This window comes from Klebsiella sp. JN_Kp122 (genome assembly GCF_040062085.1).
Lineage (GTDB): Bacteria > Pseudomonadota > Gammaproteobacteria > Enterobacterales > Enterobacteriaceae > Klebsiella > Klebsiella aerogenes.
Genome location: NZ_JBEAHW010000001.1, coordinates 1 through 20,876, shown reverse-complemented (window position 1 = coordinate 20,876; position 20,876 = coordinate 1). Strand labels below are relative to the sequence as shown.

The window sequence follows — 20,876 nt, the reverse complement described above, 5'->3', positions numbered from 1 at the left end:
TCATTTCATGAAGAAACTAAAATATCTCTCAACCTTAATTATCGCCGCCTGCGCAATCATCGCCGCCTGGCTGGTCTGGAACTACTACACTCAGTCGCCATGGACCCGCGACGGTAAAATCCGCGCCGAACAGGTCGGCATCACCCCGCAGGTCTCCGGCAGTATTTTGCAGTTGAATGTTAAAGATAACCAATTGGTCAACGCCGGCGACGTGCTGTTCCGTATTGACGATACGCCTTATCGCATTGCGGTATTAAACGCTCAGGCTCAGTTGGCAAAAGCCAAAGCGGAACTGGCAAAAGCCAAAGCCGAGCAAACCAAGGCCGCCAGCGACGTTACTCGCCGCCGCAGTCTGTCGCAAAACTTCATCTCCGCTGAAGATATGGAAACCGTCAATACCGCGCTGAATACCGCCAATACGACTTATGAGGCGGCTAAAGCGGTCGTTGGCGTGGCGCAAGCCGCGCTGGAGCATGCGCAGTGGCAGCTGACGCAAACCGTGGTTAAAGCCCCGGTTGATGGCTGGATAACTAATTTGTCAACGCGGGTCGGGGACTATGCCTCCGTCGGCCATCCCGTCTTTGCCCTTGTCGACAGCCACTCATTCTATGTGCTGGGTTATTTTGAAGAGACCAAACTACGTCACATCCGCGAAGGTGATAGCGCCCAGGTCGTTCTTTACAGCAGCAAACAAACGTTACAGGGTCACGTTTCCAGCATTGGCCGCGCTATCGTCGACCAGAGCGTCGAAGGCGGTTCGGCACTGGTCGCTAATATTAAACCCAATATTCCGTGGGTGCGCCTCGCGCAACGCGTACCGGTACGTATCGAGTTCGATAAACTCCCTGCGGATGTCACATTGGTTTCAGGTACCACCTGTACCGTGTCAATTGGCGGACAATAATGAAGCTGCAGGCTCTGCGCTGGCAATCACTGCCGTGGTTTAAAGCCAGCCGCCCGCAATGGCGCTACGCATTGCGCAATGGGATAGCCATGTGTCTGGCGCTTAGCATCGCCTATGCGCTGGATCTTGATGAACCCTACTGGGCAATGACATCAGCCGCAGTCGTGAGCTTCCCGACCGTCGGCGGCGTTATCAGTAAGAGTTTTGGCCGTATCGCCGGCAGCCTGCTCGGCGCCTGCGCCGCCCTGCTACTGGCGGGCCATACCCTTAACGACCCGTGGCTATTCTTATTCAGTATCTCAGCCTGGATTGCGCTCTGTACCTGGGCCTGCGCGATGTTTACCAATAACGTCGCCTACGCTTTTCAACTGGCGGGCTATACCTGCGCAATCATCGCCTTCCCGGTTATAAATGTTACCGACGCGAATGAACTGTGGACTATCGCTCAGTCGCGGGTCTGTGAAGTGATTGTGGGGATATTGTCCGGCGGATTCATGATGATGATCCTGCCCAGTACCTCAGATGGCGTCACGCTGCTGACGGCGTTGAAGAATATGCACTCACGGTTATTAGAGCATGCCAGCCTGCTGTGGGTGCCGGAAACCACCGATGCGATTCGTAGCGCTCATGAAAGCGTCATCGGTCAGATCCTGACTATGAATCTACTGCGTATCCAGGCCTTCTGGAGCCATTATCGTTTCAGACGGCAGAATCCCTTGCTGAATTATCTGCTGCATCAGCAGTTGCGAATGACCAGCGTCATCTCCAGCCTGCGGCGAATGTTATTGAACTGGCCGGATGCGCCTGGTAATACGCGGGCGGTGCTGGAAACGTTACTTAGCGAGCTCGCCAATCCGCACGCAAATGTTTATAGCGTGGCGCGAATTTTGGTGCCGCTAGCCCCCGGCCCTAACGCCGACTATCGCCATCTGGCGTTCTGGAAACGGCTGCGCTATTTCTGTCGTATCTATCTCGAAAGCAGCCGCTGGATCCGACGCATCGAGAACGCCAGCGCTATCACGGTGTTCAATGTCCCTTCGGCGCCCGCGCTGTCGCGCCATACCGATCAGGCGGAAGCGTTATGGAACGGCTTACGGACCTTCTGCGCGCTGGTGGCCGTGGGCGCCTGGGGTATCAGCACCCAATGGCAGGCCTGCGCCGCCGCGCTCACCCTCGCCGCCATTAGCTGCGTACTCTACTCGATATCGCCTTCGCCCTTTAAATCGCTCACCTTATTGATGCGTACGCTGGTGCTGTTGTCGCTGTTCAGCTTTATGGTGAAGTTTGGCCTAATGGTGCAGATAACCGACCTGTGGCAGTTTTTACTGTTTCTGTTCCCGCTGCTCACCACCATGCAGTTATTGAAACTCCAGATGCCGAAGCTCGCAGGGCTGTGGGGGCAGTTAATCGTCTTTATGGGATCGTTTATTTCGGTCACCAACCCTCCGGTTTACGACTTTGCCTCGTTCCTTAATGATAACCTCGGCAAAATCATTGGTGTCGGTCTTGCGTGGCTTGCCTTTGCGATTATCAGCCCCGGCTCGGATGCGCGCAAAAGCCGCCGCCATATTCGTGCGTTACGGCGTCACTTTGTCGATCAGTTGAGTCGACGCCCGCAGCACAGCGAGCATGAATTTGAGTCACTGGTGTACCACCACATTAGCCAGTTAAGCAGCAGCCAGGACGCGCTGGCGCGACGTTGGCTGCTGCGCTGGGGCGTGGTGCTGCTCAACTGTTCGCATGTCGTGTGGCAACTACGCGACTGGGAGACACGCTCCGATCCACTTTCACAGGTGCGCGACTTGTGTATCAGCCTGCTACGCGACGTCATGAGTGAACGCGGCGTCCAGCAACGCCCACTTGCCTCGACGTTGCTGGAGCTGCAGCGGATATGCGATACCCTTAACCACCATCATCAGCCGGCGGCTAAAGAGCTGGCGGCGATTATCTGGCGGTTATACTGCTCGCTATCGCAGTTAGAACAGGCGCCGATTGCCGGCACCATTACCGAACGGACTACTTAATCACCCCGCAGGCAAAACGCTCGCCGCCGCCGCCCAGCGGCTGCGGGCTATCGGCCATATTATCGCCGCCGACATGCACCATCAGCGCTTTGCCCTTCACTTCCGCGAGCGTTTTCAGGCGCGGGGCAATAACCGGTTGGTTAGCCACGCCATCGTCGTTCACCACCAGCAAAGGAAGATCGCCGAGATGCCCTGCCCCTAATGGCCCTTCATGTTTGCCGGTATGTTGTGGGTCGAAATGACCGCCCGCCGCGCCAGCGGCGACCGCTTTACCGTCTTTTATCGCCGGTTGGCAGCTCCCTTCTGCGTGGATATGAAAGCCGTGTTTGCCCGGCGGAAGCGCGCGTAAATCAGGCGTAAACTCAAGGCCTCTGTCGGTTTCAGTGATTTTAACGCTGCCGACGGCCTGGCCAACGCTCTGGCTGGTGACAAGATTGAGGGAGACATCTTCACTGGCGGCCTGAGCGCCAGCGCAAAATGCGAGAGTGAAAATAGCGAGTAAACATCGTTGCATAACACCTCCGGATTAGCCGTATCCCTGATAAGTGTAAACCAGGTAGCGGCATCCGGAGGCGTAATCAGGCTTACGGGACGTCGTAACCCAGCGCCGCTTTACGAATGCGGAACCACTGCTGGCGCGTCATATGCAGTTTTTCCGCCACAATAGCTGAGCGCACGCGCTCGATTTTCCCCGAGCCAATAATCGGCAGCGGTTTCGACGGCAAGCGCAATACCCAGGCGTAAACCACCTGCTCAATGCTTTCTGCGTTGAGCTCCTGGGCAATTTGCGCCAGCTCGTCGCGCAGCGGCTGGAAGCTTTCGTCGTTGAACAGGCGTCCGCCGCCGAGGCAGGACCAGGCCATCGGGCGAATGCGCAACTGCTGGAGTTGATCGAGGGTGCCGTCAAGCAGCAGCGGCTGATGTACCGGCGAGAGCTCGACCTGGTTAGTGGCCAGGGTAAAAGGCAGGCGCGATTGTAAAAGCGTAAACTGCGCCGGCGTAAAGTTAGATACCCCAAAGTGGCGCACTTTCCCACTATGATGTAACGCGAGGAAAGCCTCAGCGACCTCATCGGCATCCATCAGCGGATCCGGGCGGTGAATCAGCAGTAAATCGAGATGATCGGTCGCCAGATTACGCAGGGATTGCTCGGCGCTGAGAATGATATGGTCGCGGTCAGTAATATAGTGGCCAATAGTATTTTCCGCGCGCGCCTTGGTCGCAATACCGCATTTGCTGACGATTTCCATACGGTTACGCAGGTGCGGGGCTCGTTTAAGCGCTTCGCCAAACGCGGCTTCACACTGATAATCGCCGTAGATATCGGCGTGGTCGACGGTCGTAACCCCCAGATCCAGGTGCTGCTCAATAAAGCCAACCAAAGCGTCGGTGGACATCTTCCAGTCCATGAGACGCCAGTAGCCCATTACAAAACGTGAAAATTCCGGCCCCTGCGGAGCCATAGCAATACGCTGAACCATAAACGCTTCCTCGACAAAAAAGTGTTCTGAGTATACGCATATTTGTCGTCAAAACAGTGAGGGTTGCTGCGGTTCTTCCGCCGGTTCCTGCTTAGTCGCGCGAATTTTACGCAGCAGACGCTGGCGGCACAGACGCAGAACCTCCTGTTTTTGCGCGTCGCTCAGCTTTTGCCAGTTAAAGCGCTCATCCCGGCTACGAAAACAGCCGCGGCAATATCCGCGTTCATCGGACTGACATATTCCCCGGCACGGACTTTGTACCGGGAAAAACTCCAGCTGCTCTGCCACCACCGCTCTCCTGTATTTTCTCTCTGTCTCTCATTGAAGACGTTCCACCGCCAGTGCGCAACTTTTGTTGTCTTCGTATTCGCGCTAACGATCATTTTGCTTGCATTAGACCAATCGGTCTACTACAGTGTGCTCCATGAACAGACACAGCGAATGCGATACCCGAGAACACATCCTCATCACCGGCGAGCAACTATGCATGCATCGTGGTTTTACCGGCATGGGCTTAAGTGAACTTCTGAAAACGGCGGAAGTGCCGAAAGGCTCTTTCTATCACTACTTTCGCTCAAAAGAAGCCTTCGGCGTCGCGCTGCTTGAACATCACTACACCGGCTATCTGCAGCGCCTGGTTGATCACTTTGACCATGGCGAAGGCAACTACCGCGACCGACTGCTGGCCTACTATCAGCACACGCTGAATCAGTTTTGCCAACAGGGCATTATCAGCGGTTGCTTAACCGTGAAGCTGTCGGCGGAGGTGTGCGACCTGTCGGAAGATATGCGTACTGCCATGGATAAAGGCGCCAGCCAGATTATCGCCCTATTGGGCGAAGCGCTGGAAAAGGGCCGTCTGGAGGGTAGCCTGTTGTTTGAGGGGGAAGCTATCACCCTTTCACAGGTGCTGTACTCGTTGTGGTTGGGAGCCAATTTACAGGCCAAAATTACGCGTAGCGCAACGCCGCTGGAAAGCGCCCTTGCTCACGCCAAACAAATCATTGCAGCGCCTGCGGTTTAACAGGCGTTTTATTTAACCAGTTACAAGACGACCGGTCTACTCAGGAGTCATTATGTCAGAATCTAAATTGTTCAGCCCGTTAAAAGTCGGTGCGGTGACCGTACCTAACCGCGTATTTATGGCTCCGCTGACCCGTCTGCGCAGCATCGAACCAGGCGACATCCCTACTCCGCTGATGGCTGAGTATTATCGTCAGCGCGCCAGCTCCGGCCTGATTATCACCGAAGCGACGCAAATTTCCGCCCAGGCGAAAGGCTATGCCGGCGCGCCGGGCCTACATAGCGCAGAGCAAATGGCCGCATGGCAAAAAATCACCGCTGGCGTTCATGCTGAAAACGGTCATATCGCCGTGCAACTGTGGCACACCGGCCGCATTTCCCATAATAGCCTGCAGCCGGGAGGCGCGGCGCCGGTTGCGCCATCGGCGCTGAGCGCAGGTACGCGTACTTCGCTGCGTGATGAAAACGGTCATGCCATTCGCGTCGATACGTCGATGCCGCGCGCGCTGGAAACAGACGAAATCCCAGGGATCGTGGATGACTTCCGTCAGGCGGTAGGCAATGCCCGCGATGTCGGCTTCGACCTGGTAGAGCTGCACTCCGCGCATGGCTATCTGCTGCACCAGTTCCTGTCGCCTTCTTCTAACCAGCGTACCGACCAGTACGGCGGCAGCGTTGAGAATCGCGCCCGCCTGGTGCTGGAAGTGGTCGATGCCGTCAGTAAAGAGTGGAGCGCCGATCGTATCGGCATTCGCGTGTCGCCAATCGGTAGTTTCCAGAACGTCGATAACGGCCCGAACGAAGAAGCCGATGCGCTCTATCTTATTGAGCAGCTGGCAAAACGCGGTATCGCTTATCTGCACATGTCCGAACCAGACTGGGCCGGCGGCCAGCCGTACAGCGACGAATTCCGTCAGAAAGTTCGCGATCGCTTCCCGGGCGCGATTATCGGCGCTGGCGCCTATACGGTGGAGAAAGCCAACGACCTTATCAATAAAGGACTGATCGATGCCGTGGCCTTTGGCCGCGATTACATCGCTAACCCGGATCTGGTGGCGCGTCTGCAGAAGAAAGCGGCGCTTAACCCGCAGCGCCCGGAAAGCTTCTACGGCGGCGGCGCGGAAGGTTATACCGATTATCCAACCCTGTAATCCCTCCATTGATAGCGGCGTACTAACGCCGCTATACTCAAGACTCTGATGTATCAAAACAAACTGCATAGGGGAAATTATGCGCTTACTTCACACCATGCTGCGCGTTGGCGACCTGCAACGTTCTATTGAGTTTTACACCAACGTGCTGGGCATGAAGCTGCTGCGTACCAGCGAAAACCCTGAATATAAATACTCGCTGGCTTTCGTCGGCTACGGCGAAGAGAGCGATACCGCGGTTATCGAACTGACCTATAACTGGGGCGTGGATAGCTACGAACTCGGTACCGCCTATGGCCATATTGCGCTGAGCGTCGACAACGCGGCGCAAGCGTGCGAGCGTATTCGCCAGAATGGCGGCAATGTCACTCGCGAAGCTGGCCCGGTTAAAGGCGGCAGCACGGTTATCGCCTTTGTTGAAGATCCGGACGGCTACAAAATTGAGCTGATCGAAGAGAAAGATGCCGGAAAAGGTCTCGGCAACTAAGTTAATTCGGGCGCGTTCGCGCCCGTCAGGCTGCTGACAAAGAAGGAAAAAGCGTGGTTTTTCCTTCTTTGTAGTTATCAGCCGAAAATCAATAAATTGATTTTCCTTGTTATTTGTCTAATGCAATCTGAAATCCTACTGATTGCATGACGTTTATCATCAATCTCATCGGGCGCGTTCGCACCCGATGTTTTCTCCCTTCCTGCTGCAAGCCGCGGCAAAATTTGCCATAATGCGCGCTACTTTTTTCCAGCTAAGAGAATCTGATGTCCGAGAACGCTCAACTTAATGGTCTGTGCGGCCGTTTTCGCGGTTTTTATCCTGTGGTAATTGATGTTGAAACCGCCGGGTTTAATGCCAAAACCGACGCCCTGCTGGAGATCGCCGCTATTACGTTGAAGATGGATGAGCAGGGCTGGCTGATGCCGGACGAAACGCTGCATTTTCACGTGGCTCCCTTCGAAGGGGCCAACCTGCAGCCGGAAGCGCTGGCTTTCAATGGAATTAACCCAAACGATCCGGAGCGCGGCGCGATAAGTGAATACGATGCGCTGCACGCCATTTTTAAAATGGTTCGCAAAGGAATGAAAGAGAGCGATTGTAGCCGCGCGATTATGGTGGCGCATAACGCGACTTTCGATCACAGCTTTACGATGGCCGCCGCCGAGCGCGCCGGGTTGAAACGCAACCCGTTCCATCCTTTCGTGACCTTCGATACCGCCGCGTTGAGCGGGTTGGCCTTAGGGCAAACGGTATTGTCTAAAGCCTGCATCGCCGCCGGCATGGAGTTTGATGGCAGCAAGGCCCATTCTGCGTTGTACGATACCGAGCAAACCGCCCAGCTATTCTGCGAAATCGTCAACCGCTGGAAGCGCCTTGGCGGCTGGCCGTTACCTGTACCTGAAGCGTAAGCGATAAAAAAAGCGACTTCCGGAGAAGTCGCTTTTTCTTTTGCAGCAAAGAATTACTCTGCTTTCGGCTCGTCAGCGTTGTGCTTTGCAGCCGTTTCTTTGATCAGCTGCTGCAGTTCGCCGCGCTGATACATTTCGATGATGATGTCGCAACCGCCAACCAGTTCACCGTCAACCCACAGCTGCGGGAAGGTCGGCCAGTTAGCGTATTTCGGCAGTTCAGCGCGAATATCCGGGTTCTGCAGGATATCTACGTAGGCAAAACGTTCGCCGCAAGCGGAAAGCGCCTGCACTGCCTGAGCGGAGAAACCGCAGCTCGGCAGCTTCGGAGAGCCTTTCATGTACAGCAGGATCGGGTTTTCAGCGATTTGACGTTGGATCGTTTCTAGAGTGGTGCTCATTGTCGTGCTTCCTTAAACATCTTTACGGCAGTAATTTGTCATTGTAGCGTCCTGGACGCAGGACCGATAATAACATTTTTTTCACTCGCCACATTTTATCTTCTGTCGTCTGAAGTTGCCTTAAAAATATCACTTTGTAACGTCACCGCGGGGCGAGTTGCGCACTTTCTGTACGAGGCGGTGATTGTCTGACTCATTTTTTTGCAATCGTTAACCAAACGACATTTTAGATACAAAAGAGTATTAACTTTCTGGCTTTTTATGCTTTAGAATCATTCCGGTTTGTCATTCACCGTCAGGCATTAGTATATGTCTGTAATTTAATCAGGGGATTGCTCAGTGGCGCGGCTCAATAAAATCGCGATATCGCTCTGTGCATTACTGTTTACATCTATCTCGCTTACGCCATTGGCGCATGCTTCAGGGCATACGCACGCTTCGGCTACGCCGAAGGCGCACCCGGCGAAAGGCTCCACCGCCGAGCGTAAGAAGAAAGCAACGCAAAATAAATCCAAATCCACCGCTAAAACTACCCGTAAAAAAACCTCAAGCGCGAAGTCCCCTACTCGTACTACCGCAGCAAGCCAAACCGCGCTTAATCGTCAAGTCGCCGGCGCCACTAAAAAATGCGTGTTGCGTAAAGGCTATAAAAAGCAGTGTGCGAAAACGGTAAAATCCAGCGAAGCATCGACGCTGGCGTTGAACAGCGTGAAAAGCAAATGCGTGGTGCGTAAAGGCTACAAAAAACGTTGTAAACCTGTCGCTGATGAACCGAATCTGACGATTGCCGATGCGCACAAAGCCCGAGTGCAAAAAGCGCAAAGCACTGCCATGAATAAACTCATGGATCAGCTAGGCAAACCTTATCGCTGGGGAGGCTCCTCACCGCGTACCGGTTTCGACTGCAGCGGGCTGGTTTATTACGCCTATAAAGATCTGGTAAAAATTCATATTCCGCGCACCGCTAACGAAATGTACCACCTGCGCGATGCCCGCCCGGTTGACCGCGATGAACTGCAAAGCGGCGATCTGGTCTTCTTCCGCACCCGCGGACGCGGCACCGCCGACCACGTAGGCGTTTACGTTGGAAACGGTAAGTTTATCCAGTCGCCGCGTACCGGCCGTGATATTCAGATAACCTCCCTGAGCGAAGATTATTGGGTTCGCCACTACGTCGGCGCGCGCCGCGTAATGACGCCAAAAACCATTCGTTAAGAGGCGCAGACCCCGGTTTGCCGCTGCGCCGGCAAACCGCTCTTCTGTACATTCCCCACCTCTTCCAGATTCAGCGGATACTGCATTCGTTCCTCCAGTTGCGCGGGGTGACGGCGGTAGCTGGTCGGCGACATACCAAAATGACGACGGAAAGTACGGCAAAATGTCGCCTGGCCTTCAAACCCGAGCAGCAATGAGATACTCAACGCCGAATCCTGCGTCTGTTTGAGAATACCGGCGGCAATGGTCATTTTGCGTCGGCTAACATATGTTCCCAGCGTATAACCGGTAATCAGCGCGAACTGGCGCTGAAAGTACCAGTGCGAATAACCCGATTTCCTTGAGATTGCGGTGACGGGTAGCGCGGTAAAAATGTTGTCTTCGATCCACTCGATGATATCTATGACGATCGGAATAATATGTCCGCTGACCATTTCATGTTTATGCGCCATCTCTTCTCATCCATCAATTATGAGCTTTATGCTTGTTCAATAACGATTTTTTGCTCCGAGGTTCGTTGCCTGCAGAGATAATTATATTTGTCATACAATTAAAATTAATCCCAATGATTATTGGGCATGAAAGTCATTCCCATTACGCATAATGCCCGCAAGCTAATGTTTTATATCGTTCTAAAAAGATAACAGGCGATGAAAATACGCAGCGTTTTAGTCGTAGGCAGGAGCGTCGATGGGGAATTTGCGAATCATATCGCTCGCCATGCGCCAGACTGGCGAAGGCTTAATCAGTCGCGTTAGCAATGAATAACCTTTGTTGTTGTAAGTCTTTTAACTGACTTCAGCAAATGTTAACATTCTCAACACAATAACATGTAACACTCGCGACAGCGTTACACAGTAAATACGATATTCAGGTGAACATTCACCTAATTAATGTGAGAAAAAACAAAAAGTTATAAGGAGAGTAGCAATGTCGTTCGAATTACCTGCATTACCATATGCAATAGACGCCCTGGCGCCGCACATTTCCGCAGAAACCCTGGAATACCATTACGGTAAACATCACCAGGCCTACGTGACCAACCTCAACAACCTGATCAAAGGCACTGCTTTTGAAGGCAAATCTCTGGAAGAGATCGTTCGCTCTTCTGAAGGCGGCGTCTTCAACAACGCAGCGCAGGTCTGGAACCACACTTTCTACTGGAACTGCCTGGCGCCGAACGCCGGCGGTGAGCCGGAAGGCGAACTGGCCGCAGCGATTAACAAATCTTTCGGTAGCTTCGCTGATTTTAAAGCGAAATTCACCGATGCCGCGGCGAAAAACTTCGGCGCAGGCTGGACCTGGCTTGTTAAAAACGCTGACGGCAGCCTGGCTATCGTCTCCACCAGCAACGCCGGCACTCCGCTGACTACCGATGCGACGCCGCTGTTGACCGTTGATGTCTGGGAACACGCCTACTACATCGACTACCGCAATGCCCGTCCAAATTATCTGGAACACTTCTGGGCGCTGGTAAACTGGAAATTTGTTGCCGCCAACCTGGCAGCATAAAATAAAACCGCAGCGGGGTTACCCCGCTGCGGTTTTTTCTTAGTGCGACTTAGTTATTCGCTAATGCTTCTTCTGGTTGTGAACGCCCGCCAAACAGCACCACCGCTAATGCCAGCCCGGCAATAATCGCCCCCATCACCGGCACAAAAGCATAACCGAGACCGCCGGATATCACCGCGCCGCCCGCCGCCGCACCCAACGCATTACCGAGATTGAAAGCGCCAATGTTAACCGACGATGACAGGCCCGGCGCTTCGTGCGCCACGCGCATTACCCGCATCTGCAGCGGTGGAACCACCGCGAAGGTTGCCGCGCCCCAAACGACCATGCTGACGGCAGCACCCAGTTGCGATTGCGCCAGCAACGGAATGGCCAACATGATGGCAATCAGTAACAACAGGAACCCTTTCAGCGTTCCGGAGACTGAACGGTCGGCAAATTTACCACCCAGATAGTTGCCAAGCGAGAAACCGACGCCGATCAACACCAGCATGGCGGTAACAAACAGCGGTGAAGCGTGGGTGATGGTATGCAGTACCGGAGAAATATAGGTATACAGCGTGAACATCGCCCCGGCGCCCAGCACGGTAGTCAACAGCGCAGAGAGTACCTGAGGACGCATCAACACCGACAGCTCGCGCTTCACGTTCGGACGCTCGCCGGCGCTACCCTTCGGCAGGGAGAACCACAGACTGACCATCGCAATTAACCCCAGACCCGCCGTGGCGAGGAAAGACATTCGCCAACCGATGGTTTCGCCAAGCCAGGTGGCAGCCGGTACGCCGCCGATATTGGCAATGGTCAGCCCCATAAACATGGTCGCGACCGCGCTGGCCTGTTTGTGTTTTGGCACCACGCTTGCGGCAACGACTGAGCCAAGGCCGAAGAACGCGCCATGATTGAGGCTGGTGATAATACGCGACAGCAGTAGCGTCGTGTAATCTGGCGCAATAGAAGAGAGCACGTTGCCGAGGGTGAAGATCCCCATCAGGAAGATCAATGCATTGCGGCGAGCGCGATGCGATAGCAGCAACGTCATTAACGGCGCGCCGACCATCACGCCAATGGCATAGGCGCTAATCAGCATCCCCGCGGCCGGAATAGAAACATCGACGCCTTTGGCGATAACCGGCAGTAATCCCATCGGGGAAAACTCGGTGGTACCGATACCAAAGGCACCGATCGCCAACGCGAGTAAGGGAAAGTTGATTTTCATTCAGAGACTCCATCAGGCCGATTCAGGACACGGCATTACATCAGAAGCCAAAAGCATGACATCAATCACAGAAAAACAGAAGTAAACGAAATGACAAAAGATTTTTGCAGATTTGCTAATAATGGCGGGATGGGAGGGGAAGCCCCCTCCCTGCTGGAATCAGTGCAGTACCGCGGTCAACGCGGCGGCGACGATCAGACCCAAAACAATAACCGTCGTTGTCAGCGAAAACTTTAAATTTGTGTCCATCAATTTTCTCCCCTGATTATCCCCACATAGAAAGTGAGCTTGCTCATTTTTGCACAAAAATATGCAAAAATCTTCCCGGATTTAGAGTGATGCACATTTTTGCTCTTCCCCTTTGCCGCGAGATAGGACAAAATCCCACGCTAATTTGAAAGCGTATCGGCCATTGACCCCTTCCTGTCGTTCTGTGTCGTTTTCCCAGGTGTTGCAATGTTGAGCATTGTATACAGGGTGTGTATAGGCAAACGTTTACGTATCGATAATCAGACGATCAGGTCAAGGTCTGGAGTGAGAAGTAATGGCAACTATTAAAGATGTAGCGAAACGCGCAAACGTTTCCACTACAACTGTATCACATGTGATTAACAAAACCCGTTTCGTGGCGGAAGAGACGCGCAATGCGGTGTGGGCGGCAATTAAAGAACTCCACTATTCGCCAAGCGCCGTGGCTCGCAGCCTGAAAGTCAATCACACTAAATCGATCGGTCTGCTGGCCACCAGCAGCGAAGCGGCCTATTTCGCTGAAATTATCGAATCCGTAGAAAAGAGCTGCTTCCAGAAAGGCTATACCCTGATTCTGGGCAACGCCTGGAACGATCCGGAAAAACAGCGCGCCTACTTGTCGATGATGGCGCAAAAGCGCGTTGACGGCCTGCTGGTGATGTGTTCCGAGTACCCGGAGTCCGTACTCAGTATGCTTGAAGAGTATCGTCATATTCCGATGGTGGTGATGGACTGGGGCGAAGCCAAAGCGGACTTTACCGACTCGGTTATTGATAATGCCTTTGAAGGCGGCTACATTGCCGGCCGTTACCTGATTGAACGCGGCCATCGTGAAATTGGCGTTATTCCGGGCCCGCTTGAGCGCAACACTGGCGCCGGGCGCCTTGCCGGCTTCATGCAGGCGATGAAAGAAGCGCATATCAATGTGCCGGAAAACTGGATTGTTCAGGGCGACTTTGAACCGGAATCCGGCTACCGCGCCATGCAGCAGATCCTTAATCAGCAGCATCGCCCAACCGCCGTGTTCTGCGGCGGCGACATCATGGCGATGGGCGCTATCTGCGCCGCCGACGAAATGGGCCTGCGCGTGCCGCAGGACATTTCGCTGATCGGATATGATAATGTGCGCAACGCCCGCTACTTCAGCCCGGCGCTGACCACCATTCACCAGCCGAAAGACTCGCTCGGGGAAGCGGCATTCAATATGCTGCTCGATCGTATCGTTAATAAACGTGAAGAGTCGCAGTCCATCGAGGTGCATCCACGTCTTATCGAGCGCCGCTCGGTAGCCGACGGCCCGTTCGTCGATTATCGCCGCTAACACCTTCCTCCGGCGCCGGTTATTCCGGCGCCCGCAACCACTCCCGATTCAACGTTTCGCTGTCGCCAAGATAGTCAAGCAGCCAACTTAAAGCGGGTGAAGCATCGCTTTGTTGCCAGGTCAAGCAGCAGGCGGCATCCGGGAATGGGTTTTCCAGCGTCAAGGCCGTCCACTCCCCGCTATCGATATGCGGGCGGGCGAAATGGCCTGGCACCATCCCGACGCACAATCCTGCCGAAAGACAGGTGGCTGAAGATTCCCAATCCGGCACCACCACCCGCTTCTGGTTATCCAGCAGCCAGGTTGTGCGCTTCGGCAGCGAGCGTGAGGTATCTTCGCGCACCAGGGACGGCCAGTTGCGCAACACGTCATCACTGAGCGGCCCTTCCATCTGTGCCAGCGGATGACTGCTGGCGACGACACAGTGCCAGTTCAGCATCCCCATATCGCGAAAAGCGTAACGCCCTCCCACCGGTATCGAACGCGTCGCGCCGATAGCGAGTTCTACCCGCCCATCGGCTAACGCATCCCAGACGCCGTTGAAAACTTCCTGAAAAACGATCAGTTCGACATCGCTAAAATGGCGATAAAAATCAACGATCATCTGGCGCATCCGCGCCGGTTTAACGATATCGTCCACCGCAATGGACAGCTGGCCGCGCCAGCCGTTAGCAATTTGCTGGCACTGCTGGCGGGTGATCTGCATTTTTTTGATAACAGAACGCCCTTCCTGCAAAAACCAGTGCCCGGCGGGGGTCAATTCAACATCACGATGGCGACGTTCAAAAAGCGGAACCGCCAGCCACTCCTCCAGCTGTCGCACCGTATAGCTCACCGCCGAAGGTACGCGGTGTAGCTCCTGCGCCGCGGCGCTGAAACTCCCGTTACGCGCTACAGCATCAACCACTTCTAAGGAATATTCAGACCACATATTCTGCCTGCAAAATTTTTGAATGCATGTGACAAATAATAGCGTTTCACAAGGCGGATTACACTCCCTACACTCTGCGGCATCGTACCTGCATCAGTAGAAAGAGAACGTTATGCAACAACCTGGGAAAGGATTTTTAGTGTGGCTGGGCGGCCTGAGCGTGCTTGGCTTTCTGGCCACCGACATGTATCTACCGGCCTTTGCCGCCATTCAGCAAGACCTCAACACTTCTGCCGCATCGGTTAGCGCCAGCCTGAGCTTATTCCTCGCTGGCTTCGCGCTCGGCCAGTTGTTCTGGGGGCCACTGTCGGACCGCTATGGCCGGAAACCGATTCTGCTCGCCGGGCTGGCTATCTTCGCTCTTGGCTGCCTTGGGATGCTGTGGGTACGCGACGCGACGCTGATGCTGGTACTGCGTTTTGTCCAGGCGATCGGCGTATGCGCCGCCGCGGTGACCTGGCAGGCGATGGTGACCGACTACTATCCGGCCCAGCGCACCAACCGCATTTTCGCAACGATCATGCCGCTGGTCGGGCTCTCTCCGGCGCTGGCGCCGTTACTCGGCAGCTGGCTGTTAGTTCATCTGGAATGGCAGGCTATCTTCGCCACCCTGTTCGCTATCACCTTACTGTTGATGCTGCCGGCTTTTCGTCTGAAGGCGGTCGTCAAACCTGCTGGCGAAACCCAGCAGAAACTTACCTTTATGTCCCTGCTGCGTTCACGTGAATATAGCGGTAACGTGCTCATTTATGCGGCGTGTTCCGCCAGCTTCTTCGCCTGGCTCACCGGTTCGCCGTTTATCCTCCATGAAATGGGCTATGGCCCAACGGTGATTGGTCTTAGCTACGTGCCGCAAACTATCGCCTTCCTGATCGGCGGTTACGGCTGCCGCGCGGCGCTGCAAAAATGGCAGGGTCATCAGATGCTGCCCTGGCTGCTGGTTGTTTTTGCGCTGAGCGTGGCGGCGACCTGGCTTGCCGGGATACAGAATCATCCGTCACTGGTTGCGCTAATGGTTCCGTTTTGCATCATGGCGATTGTGAATGGCGGGATTTACCCTATCGTCGTCGCCCAGGCGCTGAAACCTTTTCCACAGGCAACCGGGCGCGCCGCCGCCCTGCAGAATACGCTGCAGCTTGGCCTCTGTTTCCTGGCAAGCCTGCTGGTCTCAAGCCTTATCGCCACTCCGCTTCTGACCACCACCAGCGTGATGCTGATTTCCATCGTTCTGGCAGGCATCGGTTTCTGGATGCAGCAACGACGCGTGCAGTTAGTGAACGAATCGTCTCACGCTTGATGATTTTTTAAAGCATCTCCCGGACCAGTAATTAGCCTGCTAATATATTTTTATTGAAAGGCGGTTTTTAGCGGCCTATACTGAATCCGGCATCACATAAATAGAAAGTTTTTTAGATATTAACGGGGGCAGGAAGCAGCCCGTTTCACCATGGAAGGCCTTTCGGCAAGGGTTATCTCCCTTCCTCTGTTCTACGTCGGATAGCACCCTCACGATTTTTTCGTGAGATTTCTCACAAAGCCAAAAAAGCGTCTACGCTGTTTTAAGGTTCTGATCACTTGGGCGTGATGGAGAAGCTATGAGTTCATCGTGTATAGAAGAAGTAAGTGTACCAAACGATGATTGGTACCGGATTGCAGCTGAATTATTGGGCCGTGCCGGAATTGAGATCAATGGTTCCGCACCCTCCGATATCCGGGTAAAAAACCCGCTCTTTTTTAAACGCGTGTTACAAGAAGGGTCTCTCGGATTAGGCGAAAGCTATATGGACGGCTGGTGGGAATGCGAACGCCTGGATATATTCTTTCACAAGGTATTGCGCGCCGGGCTGGATAAGCAACTCCCCCACCACTTCAAAGATACGCTACGTATCGCTGGCGCTCGCCTGTTTAATCTGCAAAGCAAAAAACGCGCCTGGATTGTTGGTAAAGAACACTACGATTTAGGCAACGACCTTTTCCACCGCATGCTCGATCCCTATATGCAATATTCCTGCGGATACTGGAAAGAGGCCGAAAATCTGGAACAGGCGCAGCAGGATAAATTAGATCTTATCTGTCGCAAACTGCAGCTTGAGCCAGGAATGAAAGTGCTGGATATCGGTTGCGGTTGGGGCGGACTGGCCTATTACATGGCCAAAAACTATAACGTCAGTGTGACGGGCGTGACCATTTCGGCCGAACAACAAAAAATGGCACAGGAGCGCTGTGCAGGATTAGATGTCAATATTCTGCTGCAGGACTATCGCGATCTTCACGAAAGTTTTGACCGTATCGTCTCCGTCGGGATGTTCGAGCACGTTGGGCCTAAAAATTACGCCACTTATTTTGAAGTTGTCGATCGTAATTTAAAACCAAACGGTCGTTTTCTGCTACACACCATTGGTTCAAAGATTACCGATCACAACGTCGACCCGTGGATTAATAAATATATATTCCCTAACGGTTGCCTGCCGTCGGTACGCCATATCGCCGATGCCAGCGAGAAGCATTTTGTGATGGAAGATTGGCATAACTTTGGTGCCGATTATGACACCACCTTGATGGCCTGGTACGAGCGTTTTCTTGCCAGTTGGCCGGATATTGCCGATAACTATTCAGACCGTTTCAAACGCATGTTTACCTATTACCTGAATGCCTGCGCGGGTGCTTTCCGCGCCCGCGACATTCAGCTCTGGCAAGTCGTCTTCTCGCGCGGTGTTGAACATGGCCTGCGCGTAGCCCGCTAGACTCGCTAAAAAAAGCCCCCGTAGAAATGTATTTCTGCGGGGGCTTTTTTATTATTCTTCCGCGCTTTTTTGCGCCGCTTCTTTTGCCGCCAGCACGCGTTCCACGGTATCCACCACCGCCTGAGTTTGCGGATCGATTTCGATATTTACTTTATCGCCGAGTTTTTTCACCCCAAGCGTGGTGCGCTGCAGCGTTTCCGGAATAAGATGCACGCAGAAACGAGTCGGGGTCACTTCACCAACCGTCAGGCTAATACCGTCCACGCCAATGAACCCTTTATACAGGATATATTTCATCAGCGCCGGGTCCTGTACCTTAAACCAAATCTGGCGATTGTTTTCCGAGGTGAGGATTTTAACGACTTCGGCGGTGGTCATAATATGGCCGGACATCAAATGGCCGCCGATTTCATCACTGAATTTCGCTGCTCGCTCGACGTTGACCATATCGCCTTCATGGATAGCGCCAAGATTAGTGATACGCAGCGTCTCTTTCATCAAGTCAAAGCTGATTCGCGGGCCGTCAATTTCGGTAACGGTCAGGCAACAGCCATTGTGCGCCACCGAAGCACCGGTCTCCAGGCCATCGAGCATATGCGCCGGCAGCTCCACCACGTGGGTGCGGAAATTCGGTTTCTCATCGATGGACACCACTTTCGCAGTCCCCTGTACAATACCAGTAAACATACTTTGCTCCTGTTGAGAATCGTGACGGTATCATTACCGTTATATATACGCGGAACAATAACAGTTGGCCAAACAGGTTGCCAGCGCGCATCGTGCCCCCACCATTTTTTCACTGGCTTAATGGCTAATCCTCGCTACAATAGACTGGAAATTCCTCCTGTTTTTTCTTCTTGCTGCCATTTAAGGCGGCTTTTTTAGTCTCAAAATAACAACAATATAAAGGTGTTCACGTGCAGAAGTACTTTATAGAAGCGCGTCAGTTATTAGCATTGGCTATCCCGGTCATTCTGGCGCAGGTCGCCCAGACGGCGATGGGCTTTGTCGATACGGTGATGGCCGGCGGCTACAGCGCAACCGATATGGCCGCCGTGGCTATCGGCACCTCGATCTGGCTACCTGCCATCCTGTTTGGCCACGGTCTGCTGCTGGCGCTAACGCCGGTTATCGCCCAACTTAATGGCTCCGGTCGCCGCGATCGTATCGCCCAGCAGGTACGCCAGGGCTTTTGGCTGGCGGGCTTTGTCTCCGTACTGGTGATGGTGGTGCTGTGGAACGCAGGCTATATCATCAGCTCGATGCACAACATCGACCCACAGCTTGCCGACAAAGCGGTGGGGTATCTGCGTGCGCTGCTATGGGGCGCGCCAGGCTATCTGTTCTTCCAGGTCGCGCGTAACCAGTGCGAAGGGCTGGCAAAAACTAAGCCCGGTATGGTGATGGGTTTTATCGGCCTGCTGGTCAACATTCCAGTGAACTACATTTTTATCTATGGTCATTTCGGTATGCCGGAACTTGGCGGCATCGGCTGCGGGGTCGCGACCGCCTCGGTCTACTGGGTCATGTTTGCCAGCATGCTGACCTGGGTGCGCCGCGCGCGCTCAATGCGCGATATCCGCTGCGCTGAGCGTTTCAGTAAACCTGATTTTTCGGTATTAAAACGGCTGGTACAGCTGGGGTTGCCAATCGCGCTGGCGCTGTTTTTTGAAGTCACGCTGTTCGCGGTTGTGGCGCTGCTGGTTTCGCCATTGGGGATTATCGATGTCGCAGGGCATCAAATCGCCCTTAACTTCAGTTCGCTGATGTTCGTTCTTCCGCTCTCGCTGGCGGCGGCGGTAACAATACGCGTTGGTTTTCGTCTCGGCCAGGGCTCGACGCTGGATGCACAGACCTCCGCGCGTACCGGGGTCGGCGTGGGCGTCTGCATGGCAATGATCACCGCGATTTTCACGATCCTGATGCGTAAGCAGATTGCCCTGCTGTACAACGATAACCCTGAGGTGGTGCTACTGGCCTCACAGCTGATGCTGCTGGCGGCGATTTATCAGATTTCCGACTCCATTCAGGTGATCGGCAGCGGTATTCTGCGCGGTTATAAAGATACGCGGTCGATCTTCTTTATTACATTCACCGCTTACTGGGTACTTGGCCTGCCAAGCGGTTATCTGCTGGCGCTGACGGATATTGTGGTGCCGCGGATGGGGCCTGCGGGCTTCTGGTGCGGCTTTATCATCGGCCTGACCTCCGCTGCCATCATGATGATGCTGCGCATGCGCTTCCTGCAACGTCAGCCGTCAAGCGTGATCCTGCAGCGCGCCGCGCGCTAACCAGAAACGCTAAAGAAAAGGGCAAGCCGTTAAAACGGTTTGCCCTTTAATAGCGCTACTTCGCAAGCCATTTGCGCTGCGGCGGCGTATAGCGATGGAATGCGGTTAAAATCTCCTGTACATCATCGCTAAAAGTCAGCATCTCAGCATAGCGGCGATGCATAAACCCTTCGGCGGCCATTTTTTCCGCCATCGCCTGCAGCGGGTTGTAATAGCCGTTCACGTTCAGGAAAGCACAGGGCTTTTCATGAATACCGAGCTGCGCCCAGGTCCACTGTTCAAAAATCTCTTCCAGCGTTCCGGCTCCACCCGGCATGGCAATGAAGCCGTCCGCCAGCAGCGACATCTTGTTTTTGCGCTCATGCATATTCTCAACGACATGCAGCTCGCTTAATCCGCTATGCGCAATCTCACGCTCCACCAGCCCGCGCGGCATCACGCCAATGACCCGCCCGCCGTGTTCTAATGCAGCATCTGCCACGGCGCCCATGAGTCCTACTTTACCGCCGCCATACACAAGCTCCACCCCGGCTTGCGCCAGCGCCTTGCCAACCTGTTGCGCGTAAACCTGATAAATCGGGTTTTCCCCGGTAGAAGAACCACAAAAAATGCCAATTGCTTTCATTACTGCGCTCCGTCGTTTATTTGCCGCACACTCTAGCATAAAGTCGGTGAGCGTCTCCCCTGCCAATCCGGGCAGAAAAACGCAACGGAGCAGGACATTGTTGAAGAAATATCCTTTATCATCAGTAAAATATGGGCGATATGGATAAAAGTTCTGCAAACGCGTCTATTCTGCAAGAAAAGTGACGTTTGCCTCTTGCCACACGGCCTCCCTGCCGTTAATATGCGTCCCCGTTGTCACCACAACATTGCGTTCATAGCTCAGTTGGTTAGAGCACCACCTTGACATGGTGGGGGTCGTTGGTTCGAGTCCAATTGAACGCACCATTCGCGTTTATAGCTCAGTTGGTTAGAGCACCACCTTGACATGGTGGGGGTCGTTGGTTCGAGT

At 54.0% G+C, this 20,876-nt stretch carries 22 protein-coding genes and 1 tRNA gene; 13 read left to right on the top strand and 10 right to left on the bottom strand.

What is annotated here, in order from left to right; all coding sequences use genetic code 11:
- Positions 1-7: 7 nt before the first annotated feature.
- Positions 8-904 carry an HlyD family secretion protein gene (locus ABLU78_RS00115; RefSeq protein WP_020078998.1) on the top strand — a complete coding sequence of 299 codons (897 nt, stop codon included), beginning with the start codon at positions 8-10 and terminating at the stop codon, positions 902-904.
- A complete protein-coding gene (locus tag ABLU78_RS00110) occupies positions 904-2,928 on the top strand; it encodes an FUSC family protein (RefSeq protein WP_042892339.1) in 2,025 nt (674 codons plus the stop codon). Before ABLU78_RS00115 ends, ABLU78_RS00110 begins: the two co-directional genes overlap by 1 nt.
- Here the strand turns inward: ABLU78_RS00110 and sodC are convergent.
- The 3 genes from sodC to ABLU78_RS00095 all read right to left on the bottom strand — a co-directional run bounded on the left by sodC (position 2,921) and on the right by ABLU78_RS00095 (position 4,700).
- A complete protein-coding gene (sodC, locus tag ABLU78_RS00105; RefSeq protein ID WP_015366871.1) occupies positions 2,921-3,442 on the bottom strand; it encodes a superoxide dismutase [Cu-Zn] SodC in 522 nt (173 codons plus the stop codon). The genes ABLU78_RS00110 and sodC overlap by 8 nt on opposite strands.
- Before the next feature lie 70 nt (positions 3,443-3,512).
- The gene (locus ABLU78_RS00100; RefSeq protein WP_020079000.1) at positions 3,513-4,409 is read right to left on the bottom strand and encodes an aldo/keto reductase family oxidoreductase; all 897 of its coding nucleotides are present in this window, start codon (positions 4,407-4,409) and stop codon (positions 3,513-3,515) included.
- 48 nt (positions 4,410-4,457) lie between these two features.
- Entirely contained in the window at positions 4,458-4,700 is a 243-nt protein-coding gene (locus ABLU78_RS00095; protein ID WP_161799874.1) for a DUF1289 domain-containing protein, read from the bottom strand.
- Positions 4,701-4,833: 133 nt separating this feature from the next.
- On the opposite strand from ABLU78_RS00095, the gene ABLU78_RS00090 reads away from it, so the two are divergent.
- The 4 genes from ABLU78_RS00090 (at position 4,834) to rnt (ending at position 7,981) form a co-directional block, all read left to right on the top strand.
- Positions 4,834-5,433: a TetR/AcrR family transcriptional regulator gene (locus ABLU78_RS00090; protein WP_015705222.1), complete on the top strand. Its 600-nt coding sequence runs from the start codon at positions 4,834-4,836 to the stop codon at positions 5,431-5,433.
- Positions 5,434-5,485: 52 nt separating this feature from the next.
- The gene (locus tag ABLU78_RS00085) at positions 5,486-6,583 is read left to right on the top strand and encodes an alkene reductase (protein ID WP_015366875.1); all 1,098 of its coding nucleotides are present in this window, start codon (positions 5,486-5,488) and stop codon (positions 6,581-6,583) included.
- 79 nt (positions 6,584-6,662) lie between these two features.
- Positions 6,663-7,070, top strand: a complete 408-nt coding sequence (gene gloA, locus ABLU78_RS00080) for a lactoylglutathione lyase (protein WP_015705221.1) — start codon at positions 6,663-6,665, stop codon at positions 7,068-7,070.
- Positions 7,071-7,336: 266 nt separating this feature from the next.
- A complete protein-coding gene (gene rnt / locus ABLU78_RS00075; RefSeq protein ID WP_015366877.1) occupies positions 7,337-7,981 on the top strand; it encodes a ribonuclease T in 645 nt (214 codons plus the stop codon).
- 53 nt (positions 7,982-8,034) lie between these two features.
- Here the strand turns inward: rnt and ABLU78_RS00070 are convergent, their stop codons facing one another.
- Positions 8,035-8,382 (bottom strand): Grx4 family monothiol glutaredoxin, encoded by a 348-nt coding sequence (locus ABLU78_RS00070; protein WP_015366878.1) that lies wholly within the window; start codon positions 8,380-8,382, stop codon positions 8,035-8,037.
- Positions 8,383-8,721: 339 nt separating this feature from the next.
- Between ABLU78_RS00070 and ABLU78_RS00065 the strand changes: the two genes are divergently transcribed.
- Positions 8,722-9,597: a C40 family peptidase gene (locus ABLU78_RS00065; protein WP_015705220.1), complete on the top strand. Its 876-nt coding sequence runs from the start codon at positions 8,722-8,724 to the stop codon at positions 9,595-9,597.
- Here the strand turns inward: ABLU78_RS00065 and ABLU78_RS00060 are convergent.
- Positions 9,594-10,049 carry a helix-turn-helix domain-containing protein gene (locus ABLU78_RS00060; protein ID WP_047739827.1) on the bottom strand — a complete coding sequence of 152 codons (456 nt, stop codon included), beginning with the start codon at positions 10,047-10,049 and terminating at the stop codon, positions 9,594-9,596. The genes ABLU78_RS00065 and ABLU78_RS00060 overlap by 4 nt on opposite strands.
- Before the next feature lie 478 nt (positions 10,050-10,527).
- Here ABLU78_RS00060 and sodB point away from each other — a divergent pair, with 478 nt between their 5' ends.
- A complete protein-coding gene (sodB, locus tag ABLU78_RS00055; protein ID WP_348819897.1) occupies positions 10,528-11,109 on the top strand; it encodes a superoxide dismutase [Fe] in 582 nt (193 codons plus the stop codon).
- Positions 11,110-11,158: 49 nt separating this feature from the next.
- Here the strand turns inward: sodB and ABLU78_RS00050 are convergent, their stop codons facing one another.
- Positions 11,159-12,325, bottom strand: a complete 1,167-nt coding sequence (locus ABLU78_RS00050; RefSeq protein WP_020079003.1) for an MFS transporter — start codon at positions 12,323-12,325, stop codon at positions 11,159-11,161.
- 159 nt (positions 12,326-12,484) lie between these two features.
- Positions 12,485-12,574, bottom strand: coding sequence for a YnhF family membrane protein (locus tag ABLU78_RS00045; protein ID WP_032705726.1), 90 nt, complete (start codon positions 12,572-12,574; stop codon positions 12,485-12,487).
- A 295-nt stretch (positions 12,575-12,869) separates the two neighbouring features.
- Between ABLU78_RS00045 and purR the strand changes: the two genes are divergently transcribed.
- Positions 12,870-13,895, top strand: coding sequence for an HTH-type transcriptional repressor PurR (purR, locus tag ABLU78_RS00040; protein ID WP_015366884.1), 1,026 nt, complete (start codon positions 12,870-12,872; stop codon positions 13,893-13,895).
- A 19-nt stretch (positions 13,896-13,914) separates the two neighbouring features.
- Here purR and punR read toward each other — a convergent pair whose 3' ends face one another.
- Positions 13,915-14,826 carry a DNA-binding transcriptional activator PunR gene (gene punR / locus ABLU78_RS00035; RefSeq protein ID WP_015366885.1) on the bottom strand — a complete coding sequence of 304 codons (912 nt, stop codon included), beginning with the start codon at positions 14,824-14,826 and terminating at the stop codon, positions 13,915-13,917.
- Positions 14,827-14,938: 112 nt separating this feature from the next.
- Here punR and punC point away from each other — a divergent pair, with 112 nt between their 5' ends.
- Complete coding sequence (gene punC, locus ABLU78_RS00030; RefSeq protein ID WP_048228701.1) at positions 14,939-16,123, top strand: purine nucleoside transporter PunC; 1,185 nt, start codon at positions 14,939-14,941, stop codon at positions 16,121-16,123.
- Between the two features lie 298 nt (positions 16,124-16,421).
- Positions 16,422-17,570, top strand: coding sequence for a cyclopropane fatty acyl phospholipid synthase (gene cfa, locus ABLU78_RS00025; RefSeq protein ID WP_015705219.1), 1,149 nt, complete (start codon positions 16,422-16,424; stop codon positions 17,568-17,570).
- Between the two features lie 51 nt (positions 17,571-17,621).
- On the opposite strand, the gene ABLU78_RS00020 is transcribed toward cfa, so the two are convergent.
- Positions 17,622-18,257, bottom strand: coding sequence for a riboflavin synthase (locus tag ABLU78_RS00020; RefSeq protein ID WP_015366888.1), 636 nt, complete (start codon positions 18,255-18,257; stop codon positions 17,622-17,624).
- Positions 18,258-18,487: 230 nt separating this feature from the next.
- Between ABLU78_RS00020 and mdtK the strand changes: the two genes are divergently transcribed.
- Complete coding sequence (mdtK, locus tag ABLU78_RS00015; protein ID WP_015366890.1) at positions 18,488-19,861, top strand: MdtK family multidrug efflux MATE transporter; 1,374 nt, start codon at positions 18,488-18,490, stop codon at positions 19,859-19,861.
- 55 nt (positions 19,862-19,916) lie between these two features.
- Here the strand turns inward: mdtK and ABLU78_RS00010 are convergent, their stop codons facing one another.
- Positions 19,917-20,486: a TIGR00730 family Rossman fold protein gene (locus ABLU78_RS00010; RefSeq protein ID WP_015366891.1), complete on the bottom strand. Its 570-nt coding sequence runs from the start codon at positions 20,484-20,486 to the stop codon at positions 19,917-19,919.
- Positions 20,487-20,735: 249 nt separating this feature from the next.
- On the opposite strand from ABLU78_RS00010, the gene ABLU78_RS00005 reads away from it, so the two are divergent.
- A tRNA-Val gene (locus ABLU78_RS00005) sits at positions 20,736-20,812 on the top strand.
- Positions 20,813-20,876 lie beyond the last annotated feature (64 nt).